19 protein-coding genes and 1 riboswitch are annotated in these 24,011 nt (G+C 74.9%); of the genes, 15 read left to right on the forward strand and 4 right to left on the reverse strand.

The genetic code is table 11. The features are described from left to right. The first annotated feature begins 204 nt into the window (after window positions 1-204). Window positions 205-618 carry a VOC family protein gene (locus ACH4D3_RS37050; RefSeq protein WP_398331880.1) on the forward strand — a complete coding sequence of 138 codons (414 nt, stop codon included), beginning with the start codon at window positions 205-207 and terminating at the stop codon, window positions 616-618. Window positions 619-649: 31 nt separating this feature from the next. Here the strand turns inward: ACH4D3_RS37050 and ACH4D3_RS37055 are convergent, their stop codons facing one another. From ACH4D3_RS37055 to ACH4D3_RS37065, 3 genes are all read right to left on the reverse strand, one after another. Next, the gene (locus ACH4D3_RS37055; RefSeq protein ID WP_398331883.1) at window positions 650-2,068 is read right to left on the reverse strand and encodes a hypothetical protein; all 1,419 of its coding nucleotides are present in this window, start codon (window positions 2,066-2,068) and stop codon (window positions 650-652) included. A gap of 179 nt (window positions 2,069-2,247) precedes the next feature. Beyond that, complete coding sequence (locus ACH4D3_RS37060) at window positions 2,248-3,375, reverse strand: alpha/beta hydrolase family protein (protein WP_398331886.1); 1,128 nt, start codon at window positions 3,373-3,375, stop codon at window positions 2,248-2,250. 116 nt (window positions 3,376-3,491) lie between these two features. Continuing rightward, a complete protein-coding gene (locus tag ACH4D3_RS37065; RefSeq protein ID WP_398331889.1) occupies window positions 3,492-4,160 on the reverse strand; it encodes a class II aldolase/adducin family protein in 669 nt (222 codons plus the stop codon). A 224-nt stretch (window positions 4,161-4,384) separates the two neighbouring features. Here ACH4D3_RS37065 and pitH point away from each other — a divergent pair, with 224 nt between their 5' ends. From pitH to cobI, 9 genes are all read left to right on the forward strand, one after another. After that, on the forward strand, window positions 4,385-5,656 hold the full coding sequence (gene pitH / locus ACH4D3_RS37070) for a low-affinity phosphate transporter PitH (protein WP_398331892.1): 1,272 nt from the start codon (window positions 4,385-4,387) through the stop codon (window positions 5,654-5,656). A gap of 34 nt (window positions 5,657-5,690) precedes the next feature. Further along, window positions 5,691-5,912 carry a hypothetical protein gene (locus tag ACH4D3_RS37075; RefSeq protein WP_398331895.1) on the forward strand — a complete coding sequence of 74 codons (222 nt, stop codon included), beginning with the start codon at window positions 5,691-5,693 and terminating at the stop codon, window positions 5,910-5,912. A 140-nt stretch (window positions 5,913-6,052) separates the two neighbouring features. Next, window positions 6,053-6,206, forward strand: a riboswitch (cobalamin riboswitch). A gap of 104 nt (window positions 6,207-6,310) precedes the next feature. Further along, window positions 6,311-7,297, forward strand: a complete 987-nt coding sequence (locus ACH4D3_RS37080; RefSeq protein ID WP_398331898.1) for a cobalamin biosynthesis protein — start codon at window positions 6,311-6,313, stop codon at window positions 7,295-7,297. Beyond that, entirely contained in the window at window positions 7,294-8,802 is a 1,509-nt protein-coding gene (locus tag ACH4D3_RS37085; RefSeq protein ID WP_398331901.1) for a cobyric acid synthase, read from the forward strand. Before ACH4D3_RS37080 ends, ACH4D3_RS37085 begins: the two co-directional genes overlap by 4 nt. Beyond that, a complete protein-coding gene (gene cobN / locus ACH4D3_RS37090) occupies window positions 8,799-12,452 on the forward strand; it encodes a cobaltochelatase subunit CobN (protein WP_398331904.1) in 3,654 nt (1,217 codons plus the stop codon). The genes ACH4D3_RS37085 and cobN overlap by 4 nt, the downstream gene beginning before the upstream one ends. Continuing rightward, window positions 12,449-14,458 (forward strand): putative cobaltochelatase, encoded by a 2,010-nt coding sequence (locus ACH4D3_RS37095; protein ID WP_398331907.1) that lies wholly within the window; start codon window positions 12,449-12,451, stop codon window positions 14,456-14,458. Before cobN ends, ACH4D3_RS37095 begins: the two co-directional genes overlap by 4 nt. Continuing rightward, window positions 14,458-15,057, forward strand: a complete 600-nt coding sequence (cobO, locus tag ACH4D3_RS37100; protein WP_250759573.1) for a cob(I)yrinic acid a,c-diamide adenosyltransferase — start codon at window positions 14,458-14,460, stop codon at window positions 15,055-15,057. The genes ACH4D3_RS37095 and cobO overlap by 1 nt, the downstream gene beginning before the upstream one ends. Beyond that, window positions 15,054-16,442 (forward strand): cobyrinate a,c-diamide synthase, encoded by a 1,389-nt coding sequence (locus tag ACH4D3_RS37105; RefSeq protein ID WP_398331910.1) that lies wholly within the window; start codon window positions 15,054-15,056, stop codon window positions 16,440-16,442. Before cobO ends, ACH4D3_RS37105 begins: the two co-directional genes overlap by 4 nt. Further along, a complete protein-coding gene (gene cobI, locus ACH4D3_RS37110; RefSeq protein ID WP_398331913.1) occupies window positions 16,439-17,170 on the forward strand; it encodes a precorrin-2 C(20)-methyltransferase in 732 nt (243 codons plus the stop codon). Before ACH4D3_RS37105 ends, cobI begins: the two co-directional genes overlap by 4 nt. 20 nt (window positions 17,171-17,190) lie before the next feature. Here cobI and ACH4D3_RS37115 read toward each other — a convergent pair whose 3' ends face one another. Then, window positions 17,191-17,919, reverse strand: a complete 729-nt coding sequence (locus ACH4D3_RS37115; RefSeq protein WP_398331916.1) for a ZIP family metal transporter — start codon at window positions 17,917-17,919, stop codon at window positions 17,191-17,193. Between the two features lie 123 nt (window positions 17,920-18,042). Here ACH4D3_RS37115 and cobM point away from each other — a divergent pair, with 123 nt between their 5' ends. The 5 genes from cobM to cobC are packed head-to-tail and all read left to right on the forward strand — an operon-like array spanning window position 18,043 to window position 23,842. Beyond that, complete coding sequence (gene cobM / locus ACH4D3_RS37120) at window positions 18,043-18,855, forward strand: precorrin-4 C(11)-methyltransferase (RefSeq protein ID WP_398331919.1); 813 nt, start codon at window positions 18,043-18,045, stop codon at window positions 18,853-18,855. Beyond that, the gene (gene cbiE, locus ACH4D3_RS37125; RefSeq protein WP_398331922.1) at window positions 18,852-20,096 is read left to right on the forward strand and encodes a precorrin-6y C5,15-methyltransferase (decarboxylating) subunit CbiE; all 1,245 of its coding nucleotides are present in this window, start codon (window positions 18,852-18,854) and stop codon (window positions 20,094-20,096) included. The genes cobM and cbiE overlap by 4 nt, the downstream gene beginning before the upstream one ends. Beyond that, window positions 20,093-21,853, forward strand: coding sequence for a precorrin-3B C(17)-methyltransferase (gene cobJ, locus ACH4D3_RS37130; RefSeq protein WP_398331924.1), 1,761 nt, complete (start codon window positions 20,093-20,095; stop codon window positions 21,851-21,853). Before cbiE ends, cobJ begins: the two co-directional genes overlap by 4 nt. After that, window positions 21,850-22,767 (forward strand): sirohydrochlorin chelatase, encoded by a 918-nt coding sequence (locus tag ACH4D3_RS37135; protein ID WP_398331927.1) that lies wholly within the window; start codon window positions 21,850-21,852, stop codon window positions 22,765-22,767. Before cobJ ends, ACH4D3_RS37135 begins: the two co-directional genes overlap by 4 nt. Then, window positions 22,739-23,842, forward strand: coding sequence for an Rv2231c family pyridoxal phosphate-dependent protein CobC (gene cobC, locus ACH4D3_RS37140; RefSeq protein ID WP_398331930.1), 1,104 nt, complete (start codon window positions 22,739-22,741; stop codon window positions 23,840-23,842). Before ACH4D3_RS37135 ends, cobC begins: the two co-directional genes overlap by 29 nt. Window positions 23,843-24,011: the final 169 nt, after the last annotated feature.

Here is a 24,011-nt window from a genome sequence, read left to right on the forward strand (position 1 = left end):
AGACTCCTGGGCGGGGTGGTTGGCGGGGATGGGCGGCTGTGGAGGTTCCCGCCGCTCTAATGCACGAGGAGAATGGCCATGAGGGCCAGTCTAACGGGGCGGTGCAACCGCTTTTCCCCGCGAGCGTTGTCAGTGGCCGGTGCAAGACTGGGCGAACGGGCCCAAAGCAGCACGGGCCACCCGGCTCACGAGGAAGTGATCGGCATGGCAGGCAATGCGGGCGGGCGCCCGAGCATCTACCCGACGCTCCAGTACGCGGACGCCAAGGCGGCGATCCGGCAGCTCACCGACGCCTTCGGCTTCACCCGGCTCGCGGTGTACGAGGACGAGGACGGCTCGGTGGCCCACGCCGAGCTGGTCCAGGGCAACGGCGCGGTCATGCTCGGCTCGAAGGGCAAGGGCGGCCGGTTCGACGAGGCGATGGAGAGCGGCGGCACCACGGGGGTGTACGTGGTGGTGGCGGACGTCGACGCCCATCACCGGCGGGCCGTGGAGCACGGCGCGGAGATCCTGATGCCCCCGACCGACCAGGACTACGGCTCGCGGGACTACATGGCCCGCGACCTGGAGGGCAACGTCTGGAGCTTCGGGACGTACGCGCCGGAGGTACGCGGGTAGCCTCCGGCGGTCGCCCGTCGGGGTCGGCCGGTCAGCTGCCCCCGGTGTGGACCTGGAAGGCCGCCCGGCGCACGGCCTTGGCCAGGGCGGGGTCCGGGTGTGCGGCGGCCAGCGCCACCAGCACCTGCACGGTGCGGGGGTGGCCGACCGCGCGGACCTCGTCGAGCAGGGCCGGGACGGTGGCCTGCACCGCGGACTCCAGGTGCCGCACCAGCAGCGGGGCCTCCCCGTGGTCGGCGACGGCGGCCGCGGTGTCGACCCACAGCCAGGTGGCCTCCGGGCGGGTGAGGACCTCGTGGGCGTCCTCGGGGTCGGCGCCGTCGTGCTCGGCCAGCCACAGCAGGGCGTACGGCCTGAGCGTCGGCTCGTCGACGACCCCGCGCACGTCGGGCTCGGCGGGTGCGCCGACGACGCGCAGCGCCTCGAAGGCGAGGCCGCGCAGCAGGGCGTCCTCGCCGCGGGCGGCGCCGAGCAGTTCGGCCACGGCGCTGCCGACGGGGCGGGCGGCGAGCCAGGCCCGGTACTCGGCACGGGCGGCGTTGGGGCGGAGCCGGCCGCAGCCGCGGAGCATGCCCTCGGCGGACTGCTCGATGTTGCCGGCGGGGCTCTGCGCGGCGACGCAGATCTGCTCCAGCTTGACCCAGACCGCCCAGCTGCCGAGCGGGGTGAGCGTGGCCTGTCCGTCGCCGCAGGTGAGGGCGCCGACGCCGGCGAGGGCGTGCAGGGCCCAGTCGAGGAGGGGGGCGAGCGCGGTGTCGGTGGCCGGGGCCGGGTCCGGCTCGGCGCCCGGGGTGCCGGGTTCGAGCCGGGGGCCGTAGGGCACCTCGCAGCGTTCGGTGCGCAGTTCGGTGACGCGCTGCTCCAGCAGGTCCAGGAGCTGGGCCACGGGGACCGGTCCGGCGGACAGCTGGAGGAAGGAGAGCACCTGGGGCATCGCGGAGACGACCTCGGCCACCGCGCCGGGCTCCTGTCCGGCGGGCTCGGGGTGGGCGAGCGACCAGGCGTCGAAGAGGGCTACCCAGCCGCGCAGCACGGCGCTGTCGTCGCGGTTCCAGGCGCGCAGCCGCCAGCCGGGGCGGGCGGTGTCGCCGTGCACCTCGACCAGTCCGGCGAGGCGGGCGGTGTCCCAGTCGGCGCGGACCTTGGCCACGGGCAGGCCCAGCTCGCGGGCCGCGTGGTCGGCGGTGGCGTCGGACAGGGTGGCCTTGCCGTCGGCGGTCGCACTGCCGCGGCCGGGGCCGAGTGCGGAGTCGGCCCAGCGGGCGACGCGGGCCGCGTCGGCGAGGCCGGAGCGCGCCATTCCGGCCAGCTCCGGGCGGGCCGGTGTGCCTTCCGGGGGACGCGGCGCGGGGCGGCGCGGACGCCGCTGATTCATCGCTTGGGGGGCGGCGGCCAGGGGTCGCGGGCGGACGAGTCGAAGCCTGGAGTCGCGCGGAATACGGGACGTCACGGGTGCAGTCTTCCGGTTGACGGTCCGAAAACCCAAACGGAATGCCCCGGCGGCCTCCCGGGACGGGGGACGCGGGGGCCCGGCGCAGCGCCCGGGCACCGGATCAGGCCAGTGGTACGGCGCTGAACGGAACCGGAGCGACGCACCGGGGAACCGGGGGTGGGGCGTGGCGGGAGGGGTCACACCAGCGGGGTCATGAAGCGGCGGAGGGTCTCCTCGTAGTCCGCGGGGTCGGCGTTCCACATGGCGCCGTGCGGGGCGTCCCGGACGGTGTGCAGGGCGACCAGGCGCGGGTGGGTGTCGGCGAGGCGGCGGGAGAGGCGCCAGGGGGCCACCGAGTCGCCGGGGCCGTGGAAGATCACGGTGGGCACGGCCGGGCGGTGCAGACCGGCCGTGCCGGTGTCCCGGTCGGCGTGCAGCCCGGCGCGGCCCTGCGCGGCCCGGACGGCGAGCGGCAGGAGCGCGCCGGGGGTGCGGCGGGCGGCGGCCAGGGCGCGCAGGGTGGTCTCCCAGCTGAGCACCGGCGAGTCCAGGACGAGCCCCGCGATGCGCTCGCGCACGCCGGAGAGCGCGGCGGTGCGCAGCGCCATGGTGGCGCCGGTGGACCAGCCGAGCAGGACGACCTGACGGGCGCCGTGGTCGAGGGCGTAGCGGACGGCCGCGTCCACGTCGCGCCATTCGGTCTCGCCGAAGTGGTGCAGGCCGTCGGGCGAGGGCGGTGCGCCGACGTCGCCGCGGTAGGCGAGGGCGAGCACCGGGACGTTGCGGCGGTGCAGCGGGGCGATCAGGTTCAGCGCGTGTTCGCGGGTGGCGGCCAGGCCGTGCACGGCGACGATCCAGGTCGGCCGGGCCCCGGGCAGGAACCAGGCCGGGAGCGGCCCGAGTTCCCCCGGGACCTCGACGTCGGCGTACTCGAGGCCGAGGGCCGTGCCCGGGTTCCCGACGTACAGGTTGGGGGTGAACCATGCCCGGTCGCCGGGCTTGAGGGTGCCGTGCGTGACGCGTTCGAGGCGGCGTACGACGGTGTCGGCGCCGTGCTCGGCGGTGTCCAGGACGGGGCCGAGCACGGCGTGGGAGCCGTCTCCGGCCAGCCCGTACCGGCCGGGGCGCAGGGCGGCCAGGTCCCGGGTGAGGGTGATCTGCCCGGCGGCGGTCCCGTGCACGGTGAGCCGGGGCTCGGTGGGCAGCGGCCGGCCGGGGGGCGCCTTGAGCGCGGCGTCGCTGGCGAGCCGGCCGGCGGCGACGCTCGCCACCCCGGTCGCCAGTGCTGCGGTGACGGCGGCTGCCGTTGCGGTGACAGTGCGCATGGGGCCAGTCTCCCGGTGGAGTCCTCGGGCGGCCAGTGGACGCGTGACAGTGGGTGACGGGGGCTCTTCGTGTCCCGTGGCCGGTACCCGCGCGACCGCCCGGCACGCACCGCGCGTCAGCTTCGCTGCCCGTACCCCCGGAGGCGTTCGGTCGCCTCGGCGAGCTGGGCCGGCGTCAGCAGGGACGGCGAGTGGCCCGGCACCGAGGACGCGGTCAGCCACAGGCGGCACATCCACTCCAGCTGGGCGGTGCGGTCGTAGGCCTGGTCGAGGGAGCTGCCGTAGGTGATCGTGCCGTGGTTGCGGAGCAGGCAGCCGGTGCGGTCGGCGAGGGCGTCGAGCATGCCGCGGGCGAGTTCGGGGGTGCCGTAGGCCGCATAGGGGGCGACCCGGACCGGGCCGCCGAGAGCGGCGGTCATGTAGTGCACCGGCGGGAGTTCGGGGACGAGCAGCGAGACCGCCGTCGCGTGCACGGCGTGGGTGTGGACGACCGCCCGGGCGCCGGGATCGGCGCGGTACACGGCGAGGTGCATGGGCAGTTCGCTGGTGGGCACGAGGGTGCCGAGCACCTGTCGGCCGTCCAGGTCGACGCCGGTCGCGTCGTCCGGGGTCAGCCGGTCGTAGGGGATGCCCGACGGGGTGACCAGGACCGTGTCGCCGACGCGCACCGAGACGTTGCCCGAGGTGCCGACCACCAGCCCGTCCGCAACCGTCCGGCGGGCCGTCGCGACGAGTTCCGCCCAGGCCGGCCCGACGGCGGCCTCCCCGGCCCGCGAATGCGTCACAGTCACCGTCTCCTCCCGGGCGCCCGCGCGCCCCTCGCGTCCCGTCGCCGGACGCCCTCGCGATGATCCTGCCAGGGACGTCTCCGGAGAGCACCGGAGCGGGCACGCAGAGGGAGGCGGCGACACCGCTTCCGGTCACCGTGGCGCCCTGCCCAGTTCATCTTCCGTTCACCCTGGTTACCTACGTTCGTCGCGCCAACGACCTCGAACGATTGCCTGGGTAAATGGAAAGCTTCTCGCTGATCCTCGCGATTGTGGTGGTAACCGCACTCGCGTTTGATTTCACGAACGGTTTCCACGACACCGCGAACGCGATGGCGACGACCATTTCGACCGGTGCGCTCAAGCCCAAGGTGGCGGTGGCGATGTCCGCCGTCCTCAACCTTGTAGGCGCCTTCCTCTCGGTGGAGGTCGCCAACACGATCTCCAAGGGTCTCGTCGACGAGACCGGCATCCGTCCCGAGGTCATCTTCGCCGCCCTGGTCGGCGCGATCCTCTGGAACCTCCTGACCTGGCTGGTCGGGCTCCCGTCCAGCTCTTCGCACGCCCTGATGGGCGGCCTGATCGGTGCCGCCGTCGCCTCGGCCGGCATCGGCGCGGTCAACGGCGACGTGCTCGTCACCAAGGTGCTCCTCCCCGCGATCGCCGCCCCGATCGTGGCCGGCCTCGCGGCGATGCTCGCGTCCCGGATGACGTACTCGCTGGGCCGCAAGGCCGACGGCAGGGCCGCCGCGAAGGGCTACCGGGCCGGGCAGATCGCCTCCGCCGGTCTGGTCTCGCTGGCCCACGGCACCAACGACGCCCAGAAGACCATGGGCATCATCACCCTCGCCCTGATCGCCGGCGGCTCGCTCGCCCCCGACTCCGACCCGCCCGTGTGGGTCATCCTGGGCGCCGGTCTGGCCATCGCGCTCGGCACCTACCTGGGCGGCTGGCGCATCATCCGCACCATGGGCAAGGGCCTGACCGACCTCCAGCCGCAGCAGGGCTTCGCCGCCCAGACCAGTGCCGCCACGGTCATCCTGGCCTCGTCCCACCTCGGTTTCTCGCTGTCCACCACGCACTCGGTCTCCGGTGCGGTGATGGGCGCGGGCCTCGGCCGCAAGGGCGGCGTGGTCCGCTGGTCCACGGCCACCCGGATGTTCGTCGCCTGGGGCCTGACGCTGCCCGCCGCGGCGCTGGTCGCCGCGCTCGCCGAGTGGGTCTGCCGGGCCGGCGACTGGGGCACGGGTCTCGTCGCGGTGTTCCTGATCGCCTCCAGCTTCGCGATCTGGCGGATCTCCCGCCGCGAGGTCGTCGACCACACCAACGTCGTCGACGGCGACCCGGTGGCCGCCGAGGGGCCGGGGCAGCCCGAGCCCGCCGGTGTGGTCACCACGGCGATGGCCGCCGTGTCGCCGCCCCCGACGGGCGTGACCGAGGAACTGGCGGCCACCGTCCCCGCCCCGGCCACCACGCCCGACCCCAAGGCCCCGTCGGCCGCCACCACCGTCTGAACCCGCCTGCCGGGTACGAAGGAAGCGAACCCCCATGAGCATCGACTGGGCAGCCCTCGGCTCCGTCTTCGGCGTCAGCCTCGTGGCCACGGTGGCCCTGGTGGGCCTGTTCACCCTCGGCATCGTCGGCCTCTCCCGCCAGGAGCGGGCCGCCGCCCAGGGCGGCTCCGCGGCCCTCGCGGTCACCGGCGCGTACGCGTGCTTCGCGGCCTGCACGGCGGCGGTGGCGTACGGGATCTATCTGATCGTCGCCTGAGCGTCGCCCGGCGCACGGGCGCACGCCCCCGGGGCGGGGCGCGGGACGGACTCGAACCGTTCCGCGCCCCGCCTCTTCGCGTGCCGGCGCACACCACTCGGGTGTGGGCCTTCGCACACTCCCCCGTCGCAGGTCAACGCCAGGTTGACGGGTGTTCGCGGGCCGTGGTGGACTTCCGGAGCCATCTACGGCGGCAGAAGAGGAAGCCCGGTGCGAATCCGGCGCGGTCCCGCCACTGTGACCGGGGACAGGATCCCCGGGAGCCAGGAACTCTCGCCGCCGTGCTCTTCGAACCAGGGCGCGGACACCCTGAGTGAGGACCTATCGCCATGCGCGGCTGCCGTTCCGGGCTCACCAGCGACACGCTTCGACTTCCCCTTCCCACGGCCGGTTGAGCCGTGCGTGCCGGACGCGTCTTCGCGTACGGCGCCGCCGCCGGCCTCCTCGGTGACCTCCTCCTCGGCGATCCTCGCCGCGGACACCCGGTCGCCGCGTTCGGCCGTGCCGCGGGCGCCGTGGAACAGGTGCTGTGGCGGGACCACCGGGGCTGGGGCGCCCTGCACACCGTCGTGTGCGCCGGCGGCGCCGCCGTCCTCGGCTCGGCCGCCGCGCACGCCGTACGCCGCTCCCCCGCCGCCTCCGTCGCGCTGACCGCCGCGGCCACCTGGTCGGTCGTCGGCGGCACCTCGCTGGCCCGCGAGGCCACCGCGATCGGCCGCGCCCTGGAGGCCGGGGACGTCGAGGCGGCGCGGGCGCGGCTGCCGCACCTGTGCGGGCGGGACCCGCAGGCGCTGGACGCCGACGGGATCGCCCGGGCCGTCGTGGAGTCCGTCGCCGAGAACACCTCCGACGCGGTCGTGGGCGCCCTGGTGTGGGGCGCGGTGGCCGGGGTGCCCGGACTGCTCGGCTTCCGGGCCGTCAACACCCTGGACGCGATGGTCGGCCACAAGTCGCCCCGCCACCGCCGCTACGGCTGGGCCTCGGCCCGCCTCGACGACCTCGCGGGCTGGCCCGGTGCCCGCCTCACCGCCGTACTGACCACCGTGGCGGGCGGCGACCCGCGCGGCGCCCTGCGGGCCTGGCGCGCGGACGCCGCACAGCACCCGAGCCCCAACGCGGGACCCGTGGAGGCCTCCTTCGCGGGCGCCCTGGGCGTACGCCTCGGCGGGACGCTCTCCTACGGCGGGCGGGTCGAGCACCGGCCCGTGCTCAACGGGGCGACGGGACGCACCGTACGGGCGGCCGGTTCCGCCGACATCGACCGGGCGGTACGGCTGTCCCGGCGCGTGGGCTGGCTGGCGCTGGGCGTGTGCGCGGGCGCGCGGCTGCTCGCGCGCCGGGCCGTCTCGAAGAACCCGGGTGTCACGAAGGGACGTACGTCATGAACGGTGGCCTCCTCGTCGCCGGTACCACCTCCGACGCCGGCAAGAGCGTCGTCACCGCCGGGATCTGCCGCTGGCTGGTGCGCCAGGGCGTCAAGGTGGCGCCCTTCAAGGCGCAGAACATGTCGCTCAACTCCTTCGTGACCCGGGACGGCGCCGAGATCGGGCGGGCGCAGGCCATGCAGGCCCAGGCCTGCCGGGTGGAGCCGACCGCGCACATGAACCCCGTGCTGCTCAAGCCCGGCGGGGAGCGCAGCAGCCAGGTCGTGCTGCTCGGCAGGCCCGTGGGCGAGATGACCGCCCGCGGCTATCACGGCGGGCGCCAGGAGCGGTTGCTCGGCACGGTGCTGGACTCACTGGCCGAACTCCGCTCCTCCTACGACGCGGTGATCTGCGAGGGCGCGGGCAGCCCGGCCGAGATCAACCTGCGCCGCACCGACATCGTGAACATGGGGATCGCGCGGGGCGCCGGACTCCCCGTCCTCGTCGTCGGCGACATCGACCGCGGCGGCGTCTTCGCCTCCTTCTTCGGCACGGTGGCGCTGCTGGCACCCGAGGACCAGGCACTGGTCGCCGGGTTCCTGGTGAACAAGTTCCGCGGCGACGTGTCGTTGCTGGAGCCGGGTCTGGAGATGCTGCACGGGCTCACCGGGCGCCGGACGTACGGTGTGCTGCCGTTCCGGCACGGGCTCGGCATCGACGAGGAGGACGGACTGCGGGTCTCCCTGCGCGGGACCGTGCGGGAGTCGGTCGTCGCCCCGCCGGTCGGCGAGGACGTGCTGCGGGTCGCCGTCTGCGCGGTCCCGCTGATGTCCAACTTCACGGACGTGGACGCGCTGGCCGCCGAACCCGGTGTCGTGGTGCGGTTCGTGGACCGGCCGGAGGAGCTGTCCGACGCGGATCTCGTCGTCGTGCCCGGGACACGGGGCACGGTCCGGGCCCTGGAGTGGCTGCGGGAGCGGGGGCTCGCGGACGCGATCGTCCGCAGGGTCGCCGAGGAGCGGCCGGTGCTCGGGATCTGCGGCGGCTTCCAGCTCCTCGGCGAGCGCATCGAGGACGAGGTCGAGTCGCGCGCCGGGCACGTGAACGGGCTCGGACTGCTCCCCGTGCGGGTGCGGTTCGCCCGCGAGAAGACCCTCACCCGGCCGGTGGGCGAGGCCCTCGGCGAGCACGTCGAGGGGTACGAGATCCACCACGGGGTCGCCGAAGTCGCAGGAGGCGAACCCTTCTTGGACGGCTGCCGGGTCGGCCGGACCTGGGGCACGCACTGGCACGGCTCGCTGGAGTCGGACGGCTTCCGGCGGGCGTTCCTGCGCGAGGTGGCCGCCGCCGCGGGCCGCCGCTTCGTGCCCGCCCCCGACACCTCGTTCGCCGCGCTGCGCGAGGAGCAGCTCGACCGGCTCGGCGACCTGATCGAACACCACGCGGACACCGACGCGCTGTGGCGGCTCATCGAGTCCGGCGCGCCGCAAGGACTGCCCTTCATCCCACCGGGAGCGCCCGCATGAGCACAGTGCTGTTGTTGTCGACCGCCGACACGGACCTGCTGGCGGCCCGCGCGTCGGACGCCGCCTACCTGATCGGCAACCCGACCCGCGTCGACGTACAGGAGGAGTTGCCGGGCCTGGTCGAGAACGCGGACCTCGCCGTCGTACGCCTGCTCGGCGGCAAGCGCGCCTGGGAGGACGGGCTGGCCGCGCTGCGGGCCGCCGGCGTCCCGACCGTCCTGCTGGGCGGCGAGAGCGTGCCGGACGCGGAGCTGATGGCGGAGTCGTCGGTCCCGGCCGGGGTGGTGGCCGAGGCGCTGCGCTACCTGGTCGAGGGCGGCCCGGACAACCTCACCCAGCTCGCCCGCTTCCTGTCGGACACGGTGCTGCTGACCGGCGAGGGCTTCGACGAGCCGCGGAAGATGCCGGAATACGGCGTCCACGGCGAGCGGGCATTCACCGAGGGCCGTCCGACGGTCGGCGTGCTCTTCTACCGCGCCCACCAGCTCAGCGGCAACACCGCGTTCGTCGACACGCTGTGCGACGCGATCGAGGCACGCGGCGCCAACGCGCTGCCCGTGTACTGCGGTTCGCTGCGCGGCACGGACCCGGGGCTGTACGAGCTGCTGGGCCGGGTCGACGCCCTGGTCGCCACCGTCCTCGCGGCGGGCGGCACGCACGCCTCGCAGGCCTCGGCGGGCGGCGACGAGGAGGCGTGGGACATCGGGGCACTGGCCGACCTGAACGTCCCGGTGCTGCAAGGGCTCTGCCTCACCTCCTCCCGGGCCGCCTGGGACGCCTCGGACGCCGCCCTGTCCCCGATGGACGCGGCGATGCAGGTGGCGATCCCGGAGTTCGACGGGCGGCTCGTCACGGTGCCCTTCTCCTTCAAGGAGCAGGGGCCCAACGAGGTGCCGGTGTACGTCGCCGACCCCGAGCGCGCCGCGCGCGTCGCCGGGATCGCCGTGCGGCACGCGGCCCTCAAGCACAAGCCGAACGCCGACAAGAAGCTCGCGCTGGTCTTCACGGCGTACCCGACCAAGCACTCCCGCGTCGGCAACGCGGTCGGACTCGACACCCCGGCGTCGGCGGTGCGGGTCCTGGACGCGCTCCGGGAGGCGGGGTACGGCGTCTCCGGGTACCCCGCCGAGGGCGACGAGCTGATCCACCGGCTGATCGAGGCCGGCGGTCACGACGTGGAGTGGCTGACGGAGGACCAGCTGGCGGCGGCGCCCGCGCGGGTCCCGCTGGCGGACTACCGGGCGTGGTTCGGGACACTGGACCCCGAGCTGCGGGACGCGATGACGCAGGCGTGGGGCGAGCCGCCGGGGTCGCTGTACGTCGACGGGGACGACATCGTGCTGGCGTCCTTGCAGTTCGGGAACGTGGTGGTGATGATCCAGCCGCCGCGCGGCTTCGGCGAGAACCCGATCGCGATCTACCACGACCCGGACATGCCGCCGTCGCACCACTACATGGCCGCCTACCGCTGGCTGGAGCACGGCTTCGGCGCCGACGCGATCGTGCACATGGGCAAGCACGGCACGATGGAGTGGCTGCCGGGCAAGGGCCTCGGCCTGAGCGCGGGCTGCGCGCCGGACGCGGTGCTGGGCGACCTGCCGCTGATCTACCCGTTCATCGTCAACGACCCCGGCGAGGGCACCCAGGCCAAGCGGCGCGGGCACGCCACGGTCGTCGACCACCTGGTGCCGCCGATGGCGCGCGCCGACACCTACGGCGACCTGGCCAAGCTGGAGCAGCTCCTCGACGAGTACGCCCTCGTCTCGGACCTGGACCCGGCGAAGGCACCGGCGGTCCGGGCGCAGATCTGGACGCTGGTCAAGGCCGCCGAGCTCCACCACGACCTGCACGTGGACGACCAGCCGGACGACGACGCGTTCGACGAGTTCGTCATGCACATCGACGGCTATCTGTGCGAGATCAAGGACGTGCAGATCCGCGACGGCCTGCACATCCTGGGCGGCGGCCCGGTCGGCGAGCCGCGCGTCAACCTGGTGCTCGCGGTGCTGCGCGCCTCGCAGGTCTGGGGCGGGCAGGCGAACGCGCTGCCGGGCCTGCGTGCCTCTCTGGCCGAGCACTTCGGCCTGGTGGAGAAGGAGCTGCTGGCCGAGCCGGGCGCCCCGGTGAAGGTGCCGGTGGAGCTGACGGACCTGGTGGACGGCCCGGCGCGGTCGGCGGCGGACGCGATCGACCTGCTTGAGCAGTTGTGCCGGCGGGTCGCGGAGGGCATGGAGCTGCGGGCGTGGGACCCGGCGGCGGTACCGGGTCTGGTGCGCGACGTGCTGGGCACCGAACTCCCCGACGCGGTCGCGGTGCTGGAGTTCGCCTGCGCGGAGGTCGTGCCGCGCCTCGCCCGGACCACGGACGAGATCGGGCACATCCTGCGGGCCCTGGACGGCGGTTACGTCCCGGCGGGACCGTCGGGTTCGCCGACCCGCGGCCTGGTCAACGTCCTGCCGACCGGCCGGAACTTCTACTCCGTCGACCCGAAGGCGATCCCGTCCCGGCTGAGCTGGGAGGTGGGCCAGTCGCTCGCGGACTCACTGATCCAGCGGTACCTGACCGACACCGGCGAGTACCCGAAGTCGGTCGGCCTCACGGTGTGGGGCACGTCCGCGATGCGCACCCAGGGCGACGACATCGCGGAGATCCTGGCGCTGCTGGGCTGCCGTCCCGTCTGGGACGACGCGTCGCGCCGGGTGACGGGCTTCGAGGTGGTGCCGGTGGCGGAACTGGGCCGGCCGCGCGTGGACGTCACGGTGCGTATCTCGGGCTTCTTCCGGGACGCGTTCCCGCACGTGGTGGGGCTGATCGACGACGCGGTGCGGGCGGTGGCGGAGCTGGACGAGCCCGCCTCGGCCAACTTCGTGAAGGCACACGCCGACGAGGACACCGCCGAGCACGGCGACCGGCGCCGGGCGACCTCCCGCATCTTCGGTTCCAAGCCGGGCGCGTACGGCGCCGGTCTGCTGCCGCTGATCGACGCCCGCAACTGGCGCTCCGACGCGGACCTCGCCGAGGTGTACGCGGTGTGGGGCGGCTACGCCTACGGACGCGGGCTGGACGGGCGTGCGGCGCGCGGGGACATGGAGACGGCGTTCCGGCGGATCGCGGTGGCGGCGAAGAACGTGGACACGCGTGAGCACGACCTCGTGGACGCCGACGACTACTTCCAGTACCACGGCGGCATGGTCGCCATGGTGCGGCACCTGACGGGCGAGAGCCCTGAGGCGTATGTCGGGGACTCCGCGACTCCGGACCAGGTGAAGACGCGGACGCTGGGCGAGGAGACGCACCGCGTCTTCCGGGCCCGCGTGGTCAATCCGCGGTGGATGGCGGCGATGCGGCGGCACGGCTACAAGGGCGCCTTCGAGATGGCGGCCACCGTGGACTACCTCTTCGGCTACGACGCCACGGCCGGGGTGGTGGACGACTGGATGTACGAGCGGCTCAGCGCCGAGTACGTCTTCGCCCCGGAGAACCGGGACTTCATGAAGAAGTCCAACCCCTGGGCGCTGCGCGGCATCACCGAACGGCTGCTGGAGGCCGCCGACCGGGGGCTGTGGGCCGAACCCGACGCGGAGACGCTGGAGCGGCTGCGCGCCACCTATCTGGAGCTCGAAGGCGATTTGGAGGGCGACGACAAGTGAGTACCCCGTTCCCGTTCACGGCCGTCGTGGGCCAGGACGACCTGCGGCTCGCGCTGCTGCTGAACGCCGTCTCCCCGGCCGTCGGCGGCGTGCTGGTGCGCGGCGAGAAGGGCACCGCGAAGTCCACGGCGGTGCGGGCGCTGTCCGCGCTGATGCCCGAGGTGGACGTCGTCTCCGGGTGCCGTTTCTCCTGCGACCCCGGCTCCCCCGACCCGGGCTGCCCGGACGGCCCGCACGCGCCGGGTGCCTTCGCCTCGCGCCCGGCGCGGATGGTCGAGCTGCCCGTCGGGGCCTCCGAGGACCGGCTGGTGGGCGCCCTTGACATCGAGCGGGCACTGGCGGAGGGCGTGAAGGCCTTCGAGCCGGGGCTGCTGGCCGACGCGCACCGCGGGATCCTGTACGTCGACGAGGTCAACCTGCTCCACGACCACCTGGTCGACCTGCTCCTCGACGCCGCCGCGATGGGCGCCTCCTACGTCGAGCGCGAGGGTGTGTCGGTGCGGCATGCCGCGCGGTTCCTGCTCGTCGGGACCATGAACCCCGAAGAGGGCGAGCTGCGTCCGCAGTTGCTGGACCGGTTCGGGCTCACCGTCGAGGTCGCCGCCTCGCGCGAGCCCGACCAGCGGGTCGAGGTCGTCCGGCGCCGGCTGGCGTACGACGACGACCCCGCCGCCTTCGCCGCGCGCTGGGCCGACGAGGAGGCCGCCGTACGGGCGCGGATCGTGGCGGCGCGGGAGCTGCTGCCGTCGGTGCGGCTGGGCGACGGGGCGCTGCGGCAGATCGCGGCGACCTGTGCCGCCTTCGAGGTGGACGGCATGCGGGCCGACATCGTGATGGCCCGGACGGCGACCGCGTTGGCGGCGTGGGCCGGGCGGACCGAGGTGCTCGCCGAGGACGTACGGCAGGCGGCGCTGCTGGCGCTGCCCCACCGGCGGCGGCGGAATCCCTTCGACGCGCCGGGGTTGGACGAGGACAAGCTGGACGAGACGCTGGAGGAGTTCGGCGGGCAGGACGGGGACGGAGGCGGGGACGACGATCCCGACCCGGGTCCCGGGGGCGGTCCCGGAGGGCAGCCCCAGCCCGACGACGCGCCGCAAGGCGACGGTGACGCCACCACGCGACCCGAGGACGGGGAGGGCGGGGAGCCGCAGAAGTCCAGCGGTGCCGGTGAGCAGTCTCCCGCGCGTGCCGCTGAGCCGTTCCGGACCAAGGTGTTCAGCGTGGCCGGGCTGGGACAGGGGTCTGCCGGACGGCGTTCTCGGGCGCGGACCGAGCACGGGCGTACGACGGGCGCCCGGCGACCGCAGGGCGCTCTGACCAAGCTGCACCTGGCCGCGACCGTGCAGGCCGCCGCACCGCACCAGCGGGCCCGGGGCCGCAGCGGGCCGGGGCTGAAGGTGCGCCGGGACGATCTGCGGCAGGCGGTTCGAGAGGGGCACGAATCCAACCTCGTGCTGTTCGTCGTCGACGCCTCCGGGTCGATGGCCGCCCGGCAGCGGATGAGCGCCGTCAAGGGTGCCGTCCTGTCGCTGCTGCTGGACGCGTACCAGCGGCGGGACAAGGTGGGGCTGGTGACCTTCCGGGGTTCGGCGGCCGACGTGGCGCTGCCGCCGACGTCGTCGGTGGACGCGGCCGCGGTGCGGCTGGAGTCGCTGCCGACGGGCGGTCGTACGCCGTTGGCCGCCGGGCTGCTGCGCGCGCACGAGGTGCTGCGGGTGGAGCGGCTGCGGGATCCGGCGCGGCGGGCGCTGGTGGTCGTCGTGACGGACGGTCGGGCCACGGGTGGTCCCGAGCCCGTCGCGCTGGCGGGGCGGGCGGCGCGGCTGTTCGCGGCCGAGGGTGTCGCCTCGGTCGTCGTGGACTGCGAGTCGGGGCCCGTACGGCTCGGGCTCGCCGGGCAGCTCGCGGGTGAGCTGGGCGGCACCGCGGTGACGTTGGACGAGCTGCGGGCCGACTCGATCGCCGGTCTCGTGAAGGACGTTCAGGGCAGCAGGAGGGCCGCGTAATGCCGCAGGGCAAGCCGAGTGTCGTACCGGACGACGGACTGACGACCCGTCAGCGGCGCAATCGTCCGCTGGTCGTGGTGCACACGGGGATCGGGAAGGGCAAGTCCACCGCCGCCTTCGGGCTGGCGCTGCGGGCCTGGAACCAGGGGTGGCCGATCGGGGTGTTCCAGTTCGTCAAGTCGGCGAAGTGGAAGGTCGGCGAGGAGAACGCCCTGCGGGTGCTGGGCGCCAGCGGCGAGGGCGGGTCGGTCGACTGGCACAAGATGGGCGAGGGCTGGTCCTGGGTCCAGCGGGACGCCCAACTGGACAACGAGGAGAAGGCCCGCGAGGGCTGGGAGCAGGTCAAGCGGGACCTGGCCGCCGAGACGTACAAGCTGTACGTGCTGGACGAGTTCGCCTACCCGATGCACTGGGGGTGGGTCGACACCGACGAGGTGGTGTCGGTGCTGCGCGAGCGGCCGGGGACCCAGCACGTCGTGATCACCGGGCGGAACGCGCCCGGCGCCCTCGTGGAGTGCGCCGATCTCGTCACCGACATGTCCAAGGTCAAGCATCCGATGGACGCGGGGCAGAAGGGGCAGAGGGGCATCGAGTGGTGACCTCCTCGGATTCCGCCGTTCCTCGGCTGGTCATTGCCGCGCCGTCCTCCGGGAGCGGCAAGACCACCGTCGCCACCGGGCTGATGGCCGCGCTCGCCGGGCGCGGGCTCGCCGTGTCGCCGCACAAGGTCGGGCCGGACTACATCGACCCCGGCTACCACGCGCTCGCCACCGGGCGGGTGGGCCGCAACCTCGACGCGTACCTGTGCGGGCCCGAGCTGGTCGGGCCGCTGTTCCTGCACGGGGCGCGCGGGTGCGACGTCGCCGTGGTCGAGGGCGTGATGGGGCTGTACGACGGGGCCGCCGGGGAGGGCGAGCTGGCGTCCACCGCGCAGGTCGCGAAGCTGTTGCGGGCCCCGGTGGTGCTGGTCGTGGACGCGTCCTCGCAGTCGCGGTCGGTGGCGGCACTGGTGCACGGGTTCGTGTCCTGGGACCCGGAGGTGCGGATCGGGGGCGTGATCCTGAACAAGGTCGCGTCGGACCGGCACGAGGTGTTGCTGCGGGAGGCGGTGGACTCCGTCGGGGTGCCTGTGCTTGGGGTTCTGCGGCGGGCCGCGCGGGTCGACGTGCCGTCGCGGCATCTGGGGCTGGTGCCGGTTGCCGAGCGGGGCTCGGAAGCGGTGGATGCCGTTACGGCGATGGGGGCGCAGGTTGCCGCGGGGTGTGACCTGGAGGCGTTGGTCGGGTTGGCGCGGGCTGCCGGGCCGTTGCCAGGGGGCTCCGCCCCCTGGACCCCCGGGCCTATGCCCACCCACCGCCCGTCTCGGTCGGTCGAGAAGTCACCGCCGCGCGTCGCCATTGCCGGTGGAGCCGCCTTCACCTTCTCCTACGCCGAGCACTCCGAGCTGCTCGCCGCTGCCGGGGCCGAGGTCGTCACGTTCGACCCGCTGCGGGACGAGGAACTGCCCGAAGGCACACAAGGGCTCGTCATCGGCGGCGGGTTCCCCGAGGTGTACGCCTCCGAGCTGTCCGCCAACGAGGGGCTGCGGAAGTCCGTGGCCGAGCTGGCGCTGTCCGGTGCTCCCGTCGCCGCCGAGTGTGCGGGGCTGCTGTATCTGTGCCGGGAGCTGGACGGGTTGCCGATGTGCGGGGTGCTGGACGCCGCCGCGCGGATGTCGGAGCGGCTGACGCTGGGCTACCGGGACGCCGTGGCCGTGTCCGACAGTGTGCTGGCCGGGGCGGGGACGCGGATGCGGGGGCACGAGTTCCACCGGACGGTGGTGGAGCCGGGGGCCGGGGCGGTGGCGGCGTGGGGGATGCGGGCGCCCGAGCGGCGCGTCGAGGGATTTGTGGAGCGCGGTGTGCACGCGAGCTATCTGCACACGCACTGGGCGGCCGAGCCCGGTGTCGCCCGTCGGTTCGTGGAGAGGTGCCGGACGTCATGAGCAGCAGGCTGATCGGTGTGGGGGTCGGGCCCGGGGACCCCGAGCTGGTGACCGTGAAGGGCGTCAACGCGCTGCGGGGCGCCGATGTCGTGGTCGTGCCGGTGATGGACACGGGTGAGCGCGGCCGCGCCGAGGCGACCGTGCTGCACTACGTGGGCGCCGAGAAGGTCGTGCGGGTCGTGTTCGCGCTGAACGAGCGCACCGACCGGGCGCGGCGCGAGGCGGCCTGGGACGCGGCCGGTGAGCGGGTGGCCGGGCTGCTGCGGGAGCATGCCGCCGTCGCCTTCGCGACCATCGGTGATCCCAACGTGTATTCCACCTTCACCTATCTCGCGCAGACCGTGGGCGCGCTCGTGCCGGGAACGGTCGTGGAGACCGTGCCGGGGATCACCGCCATGCAGGACCTCGCGGCGCGGTCGGGGGCCGTGCTGACCGAGGGCACGGAGCCGTTGACGCTGGTGCCGGTGACCGCGGGGTCCGCGGTGCTCAAGGAGGCGTTGCACGGGCCGGGCACGGTCGTCGCCTACAAGTTCGGCCGGCAGGCGGCCGAGGTGGCCGAGGCGTTGCGGGAGAGCGGGCGCATCGAGGACGCCGTGTGGGGGTCGGCGCTGGGGCTGCCGGAGGAGTCGGTGCGGCCGGCCGGGGAGCTGGACGGGGCGCCGTTGCCGTATCTGTCGACGCTCATCGCGCCCGCCCGGCGCGAGGGCGGGCGGGGCGGGAAGTTGTGACCGCCTCCCGTTCCCGGCGCTCACTCCGCGATGCCCACCACCAGCCAGATGAACGCCGCGCCCGCGACCGTGCACAGCAGGGTCGAGCGGGCGGGGTGCTCGTGGTGGGCCTCGGGGAGGATCTCGGCCGCGGCGAGGTAGAGGAGTACGCCGCCGAACAGGCCGAGATAGGCGCCGAGCGCGCCCTCCGGGATGGTGAAGAGGAGCGTGGAGGAGGCCCCGACGACGGGGGCGATCGCGTCGGCGACCAGCATCGCGACGGCTCGGCGGCGGGCGTTGCCGTACAGGCTGGTCAGTGTGTAGGTGTTGAAGCCGTCCGCGAAGTCGTGGGCGATCACGGCCATCGCGACGGCCGCTGCCATGCCGCCGCCGACCTGGAAGGCCGCGCCGATCGCCACGCCGTCCATCGCGCTGTGCCCGACCATCGCGGCCGCGGCGGTCAGGCCCACCTCGGGCGAGCGGTGTCCGTGCTCGTCGGCGCCGTGTGCGGCGCGGCGGGCCGCCAGCAGGCGTTCCACCAGGTGGGCCAGGAGGAATCCGGCCACGAAGAGCAGCAGGGCCGCGGGGACGCCGAACACCTCGTCACCCGCCGCCTCCAGGGCCTCCGGCAGCAGGTCGAGGCCGACCACGCCGAGCATGAGGCCGCCGGCCAGGCCCAGGACCAGGTGGCGCCGGTCGGTGACGCGCTGTGCCGTCCAGCCGCCGGCCAGCGTCATCAGGAACGCGCCCAGCGCGACGAAGACCGCCATGGGCCCTTGGTATCCGATCACGCCGCGTTCACGCGCGTACGACAGCAGCAACCGCAGTAAATATGCCCAGGAACGCACAGGACGCACAGGACGCACAGAATGCGCAGGAGAGGACCGAAAACGATGGATTCCGAGGCCAGGGTGACCTTCGTCGGTGCCGGTCCCGGCGCCGCCGATCTGCTGACGTTCCGTGCGGCGCGGGCGATCGCCGAGGCGGACGTGGTGATCTGGGCGGCGAGCCTCGTCCAGGCGGAGGTGCTCCAGCACGCGCGCGAGGGCGCCGAGGTGCTGGACTCGGCGACGATGTCGCTGGAGGACGTCGTCGCCGTGTACCGGCGGGCCCGGGAGGAGGGGCTGCGGGTGGCCCGCATCCACTCCGGGGACCCGGCGCTGTGGGGCGGCACGCAGGAGCAGCTCGACCGGTGCGCGGAGCTCGGCGTCGCGACCGAGGTGGTGCCCGGTGTCTCCGCGTTCTCGGCCGTGGCCGCGCTGGCGCAGCGTGAGCTGACCATCCCGGAGGTCGCGCAGTCCGTGGTCCTCACCCGGCTCGGCGGGGGCAAGACGCCGATGCCGCCCGGGGAGGAGGTCCGTGAGTTCGCGAAGCACGGCACGACGATGGCGGTCTTCCTGTCGGCCGCCCGCAGCGGCCAGTTGGTGCGGGAGCTGCTGGAGGGCGGCTATCCGACCGACACCCCGGTCGTCGTCGCCCACCAGGCCACCTGGCCGGAGGAGCTGGTCGTGCGGTGCACGATCGGGACGCTGGAGGAGACGGTCAAGGAGCACAAGCTCTGGAAGCACACCCTGTTCCTGGTCGGCCCGGCCCTCGACGCGCACGGCACCCGCTCGCACCTCTACCACCCGGGGCACTTCCACGGCTATCGCAAGGCCGACCCGGAGGCGCGCCGGGAGCTGCGTGCGCGGGGTGCGAGCACGTGATCACCGTGATCGGGGCGGGGACCGGTTCCCCGCTGCCCGAGGACGTGGCCGACGGTGCGGAGCTGGTCGTCGGCGGTCGTCGGCACCTGGACGCCGTACGGCTGCCGGAGGGGGCCCGGAGGGTGGTCCTCGGGGCGTTGGCGCCCGCCCTGGACACGGTCGCGGAGTACGTCGCCGAGGGGCGGCCGGTGACCGTGCTGGCCTCCGGTGATCCGGGGTTCTTCGGGATCGTGCGGGCGCTGGCCGAGCGGTTCGGGTCCGGGCGGCTGGACGTGCGGGCCGGGGTGTCCTCCGTCGCGGCGGCCTTCGCGCGGGTGGGGCTGCCGTGGGACGACGCGGTGGTGGCGAGCGCGCACGGGCGGGACCTGCGGACGGCCGTGAATGTGTGCCGGGCGCACCCGAAGGTCGCCGTGCTGACGGGTCCCGGGGCCGGTCCGGCGGAGCTGGGGGCCGCGTTGCGGGACGACGGGCGGGTGTTCGTCGTCGCCTCCGCGCTGGGCTCGGCCGAGGAGCGGGTGGAGCAAGTGACGCCCGCCGAGGCCGCCGCCCGGGACTGGGGGGCGGCGGTGAGCGTGGTGCTGTGCCTGGACGCAGAGCGGGCGCTGGGGCCGGTGCGGGCCCTCGCGGGGGCGCGCCCCGGGCCCGCCGGGTGGGCGTTGGCCGAGGACGCGTTCGCGCACCGGGACTCGATGATCACCAAGTTCGAGGTGCGGGCCCTGGCGCTGGCACGGCTCGGGCCCCGGCCCGGCGACCTGGTGTGGGACGTCGGCGCGGGCTCCGGGTCGGTGGCGGTGGAGTGCGCGCGGCTGGGTGCCGCCGTCACCGCCGTCGAGAAGACGCCGGACGGGGTCGGGCGGGTCCGCGCCAACGCCGCCGCGCACGGTGTCGATGTGCGGGTGGTGCACGGGGCGGCGCCCGCGGCGCTGGCCGAACTGGGCGCGCTGGGCGAGGTCCCGGACGCGGTGTTCGTGGGCGGCGGCGGGCGCGAGCTGCCCGCGATCGTCGCCGAGTGCGCGCGGCGGGCCCGGCGCTGCGTGGTCGTCGCCGTGGCCGCGCTCGACCGGGTGCCGGCGGCCCGCGAGGCGCTGCTCGGCGCCGGTCTCGACTGCGACGGAGTGCTGCTGCAGTCCTCGCGGCTCGCGCCGCTGCCGGGGGACGTGACCCGGCTCGCGGCCACCAATCCCGTCTTCCTGCTGTGGGGCGTCAGGCCGCACGGCCGTACCGAAGGAGTTGCCCCTTGATCGGCCTCATTTCCGCCACGGCGGCGGGAGCCGCCGCGCGGGACCGGCTGGCCGCGGCGTGGCCGGACCGCACGCGGGTGTACGAGGGTCCCGTCGGGGACTGCGTGCGGGCCGCGTTCGCCGAGTGCGAGCGGCTGGTGTGCTTCCTGGCCACCGGGGCCGTGGTCCGGCTGGTGGCGCCGCTGCTGGACGACAAGCGGACCGACCCCGGTGTGGTGTGCGTCGACGAGGGCGGGCGGTTCGCCGTGTCGCTGGTCGGCGGGCACGGGGGCGGCGCCAACGAACTGGCCCGTGCGGTCGGCGAGGTGCTGGGCGCGGAGCCGGTGGTGACGACGGCGACCGACGCGGTCGGGCTGGCCGGTCTGGACACGCTCGGGCTGCCCGTGGAGGGCGACGTCGCCGGAGTGTCGCGGGCCCTGCTGGACGGTGAGCCGGTGGCGCTGCGCACGGAGGTGGCCTGGCCGCTGCCACCGCTGCCGGTCGCCGCCGCGGGGGCGTACACGGTCCGGGTGACGGACCGTGCGGTGGAGCCGGCCGGGGGCGAGGTCGTGCTGCGGCCGCCGTCCCTGGTCGTCGGCGTCGGCGCGTCCAGGGGGGCGCCGGTGGACGAGGTGCTCGCTCTGGTGGAGGCCGCCCTGCGCGAGGCGGGGCTGTCCGCCGCGTCGGTCGCCGAGCTGGCCACCGTGGACGCCAAGGCGGCGGAACCCGGCATCGTCGGGGCGGCCGGGCGGCTCGGGGTGCCTGTGGTGACGTACCCCGCCGACGTGCTGGCGGACGTCGGGGTGCCCAACCCGTCCGACGCCCCGCTCGCGGCCGTGGGCACCCCGTCGGTCGCGGAGGCGGCGGCGCTGGTGGGCGGCGGTGAACTCCTCGTGCCCAAGCGGAAGTCGGCCGCGGTGCCCGCGATGGCGACCTGCGCGGTCGTACGGCGTCCGGGGCGCGGACGGCTCGCGGTGGTCGGGCTCGGGCCCGGCGCCCGGGACCTGGTGACGCCGCGGGCGCGGGCGGAGCTGCGGCGGGCGTCGGTGCTGGTCGGACTCGACCAGTACGTCGACCAGATCCGCGATCTGCTGCGGCCCGGCACCCGGGTGCTGGAGTCGGGGCTGGGCGCCGAGGAGGAGCGGGCCAGGACCGCGGTCGAACAGGCGCGGCGCGGACACGCCGTCGCGCTGATCGGCAGCGGGGACGCCGGGGTGTACGCCATGGCCTCGCCGGCGCTGGCCGAGGCGTCCGACGACATCGACGTGGTCGGGGTGCCGGGCGTGACGGCGGCACTGGCGGCCGGGGCGGTCCTGGGCGCGCCGCTCGGCCACGACCACGTGTCGATCAGCCTGTCCGACCTGCACACGCCGTGGGAGGTGATCGAGCGCCGGGTGCGGGCGGCGGCGGAGGCCGACCTCGTGGTGACCTTCTACAACCCGCGCAGCCGGGGCCGGGACTGGCAGCTGCCCAAGGCGCTGGCGATCCTCGCGGAGCACCGGGAGCCGACGACTCCGGTGGGCGTCGTGCGCAACGCGTCCCGCGCCGACGAGTCGAGCCGCCTGTGCACGCTCGCCGCTCTCGACCCGGCGACCGTCGACATGATGACCGTCGTGACGGTGGGCAACACCGCGACCCGGGAGATCTCCGGGCGCATGGTGACACCGCGCGGCTACCGCTGGCAGGAGGACCCGGCGACCCGCCGCTCCCCTGCCGCCGCTTCCCGGACCTCCGGGTCCGGGACGTCCGCATCCGAGAAACCCGAGGAGACCCTGTGACGACCCCGCCCGCCCTGCTCATCGCCGGACACGGCACCCGGGACGAGGCCGGAGCCGAGGCGTTCCGCGCCTTCGTGCGCGAGCTGGGCCGACGCCACCCCGAACTGCCCGTCGCGGGCGGCTTCATCGAGCTGTCCCCGCCGCCGCTGGGCGACGCCGTCGCCGAGCTGGTCGAGCGGGGTGTGCGCCGGTTCGCGGCGGTGCCGCTGATGCTGGTGTCCGCCGGGCACGCCAAGGGCGACATCCCGGCGGCCCTGTCCCGCGAGAAGGAGCGCCACCCTGGCATCACGTACACCTACGGACGCCCGCTGGGCCCGCACCCCGCGCTGCTGCGGGTGCTGGAGCGGCGCCTGGCGGAGGCGGTCGATCCGGCGTGGGACCCGGCCGAGGTGACCGTGCTGCTGGTCGGGCGCGGTTCGACGGACCCGGACGCCAACGCCGAGGTGTTCAAGGCGGCGCGGCTGCTGTGGGAGGGGCGCGGGTACGCGGGCGTGGAGACGGCGTTCGTGTCGCTGGCCCAGCCGGACGTGCCGGGTGGCCTGGACCGGTGCGTGCGGCTGGGGGCGCGGCGGGTCGTGGTGCTGCCGTACTTCCTGTTCACCGGCATCCTCCCGGACCGGGTCCGGCACCAGACCGAGGAGTGGGCCGCCGCGCACCCGGAGGCGGAGGTGCGGTCGGCGGACGTGATCGGTCCGGAGCCGGAGCTGCTCGACCTGGTGTGGGAGCGGTACGAGGAGGCCGTCGGGGGCGATCTGCGGATGAACTGCGACAGTTGCGTGTACCGGATCGCGCTGCCGGGGTTCGAGGACAAGGTGGGGCTGCCGCAGCAGCCGCACTTCCACCCCGACGACGACGGCGATCACCACCACGGGCACCATCACGGGCATGGACACGCACACTCCCACGCACACTGAGTCCGGGACGAACGAGCCCGACGGCCTCGACCTGCGCCACCACGGGGACGCCGAGGTGCGCGACGACGGTGCGGCGCTGGTGGACCTCGCGGTGAACGTCCGCGCGGACACTCCCCCGGCCTGGCTGCGCGAGCACGTCGCCGCCTCGCTCGGTTCGCTCGCCGCCTACCCGGACGGGCGGGCCGCGCGGGCGGCGGTGGCGGCGCGGCACGGGCTGCCGGTGGAGCGGGTGCTGCTGACGGCGGGGGCGGCGGAGGCGTTCGTGCTGCTGGCGCGGGCGCTGAAGGTGCGCCGGCCGGTCGTGGTGCACCCCCAGTTCACCGAGCCGGAGGCGGCGCTGCGGGACGCGGGGCACACGGTCGGCCGGGTGCTGCTGCGGGCGGCGGACGGTTTCCGGCTCGACCCTACGGCCGTACCGGAGGACGCCGACCTGGTGGTGGTCGGCAACCCGACGAACCCGACCTCGGTGCTGCACCCGGCGGGCGTGCTCGCGTCGCTGGCCCGGCCCGGGCGGACGCTGGTCGTGGACGAGGCGTTCATGGACGCGGTGCCGGGCGAGCGGGAGGCGCTGGCCGGGCGGACGGACGTACCCGGGCTCGTCGTCCTGCGCAGCCTCACCAAGACGTGGGGACTGGCGGGGCTGCGCATCGGGTACGTCCTCGCGGACCCGGAGACGGTGGGCGGACTGGAGCGCGCCCAGCCGCTGTGGCCGGTGTCCACGCCCGCGCTGGCGGCGGCCGAGGCGTGCGTGACGCCGCGGGCACTGGCGGAGGCCGCGCACGCCGCCCACCGCATCGCCGCCGACCGGGACCGTCTCGTCGCCGGGCTGGCGGCGTTCGCCGGTGCCGGGGTGCGGGTCGTCGGACCGGCCGAGGGCCCCTTCGTCCTGGTCGGCGTCCCGGACGCGGCCGCCGTACGGCACCGGTTGCGCGGCCTGGGGTACGCGGTGCGGCGCGGCGACACGTTCCCGGGGCTGGGCGGCCGGTGGCTGCGGCTGGCGGTACGGGACCGGGCGACGACGGAGGGCTTCCTGAGCGCGCTGGAGCAAGCGATGACGGCACCGAAGCCGGCCTGAGCCACACGGCCCCGGCCGCCCCCGCCCACGCCGGGACACGACCCGGGCGCCCCGCCACCCACCAGGACCGGCACCTCGCCGCCGCCCGTCCCGGAACGGGCCCGGCAGGTCCCGGGCCAGGCGTCAGCCGCGCCTGCCCCGGGGACAGGCCCTCGGCGCGCCGCCGACC

This window comes from Streptomyces sp. NPDC018026 (genome assembly GCF_044327745.1).
Taxonomy (GTDB): domain Bacteria; phylum Actinomycetota; class Actinomycetes; order Streptomycetales; family Streptomycetaceae; genus Streptomyces; species Streptomyces rubrogriseus.

Coding starts and splice junctions, on each gene's coding strand:
- cobM (WP_398331919.1), top strand. CDS start 18,043: ATGGATTCCGAGGCCAGGGTGACCTTCGTCGGTGCCGGTCCCGGCGCC.
- cobI (WP_398331913.1), top strand. CDS start 16,439: ATGAGCAGCAGGCTGATCGGTGTGGGGGTCGGGCCCGGGGACCCCGAG.
- ACH4D3_RS37050 (WP_398331880.1), top strand. CDS start 205: ATGGCAGGCAATGCGGGCGGGCGCCCGAGCATCTACCCGACGCTCCAG.
- cobO (WP_250759573.1), top strand. CDS start 14,458: ATGCCGCAGGGCAAGCCGAGTGTCGTACCGGACGACGGACTGACGACC.
- ACH4D3_RS37085 (WP_398331901.1), top strand. CDS start 7,294: ATGAACGGTGGCCTCCTCGTCGCCGGTACCACCTCCGACGCCGGCAAG.
- ACH4D3_RS37060 (WP_398331886.1), bottom strand. CDS start 3,375: ATGCGCACTGTCACCGCAACGGCAGCCGCCGTCACCGCAGCACTGGCG.
- cobC (WP_398331930.1), top strand. CDS start 22,739: ATGGACACGCACACTCCCACGCACACTGAGTCCGGGACGAACGAGCCC.
- pitH (WP_398331892.1), top strand. CDS start 4,385: ATGGAAAGCTTCTCGCTGATCCTCGCGATTGTGGTGGTAACCGCACTC.
- ACH4D3_RS37115 (WP_398331916.1), bottom strand. CDS start 17,919: ATGGCGGTCTTCGTCGCGCTGGGCGCGTTCCTGATGACGCTGGCCGGC.
- cobN (WP_398331904.1), top strand. CDS start 8,799: ATGAGCACAGTGCTGTTGTTGTCGACCGCCGACACGGACCTGCTGGCG.
- ACH4D3_RS37075 (WP_398331895.1), top strand. CDS start 5,691: ATGAGCATCGACTGGGCAGCCCTCGGCTCCGTCTTCGGCGTCAGCCTC.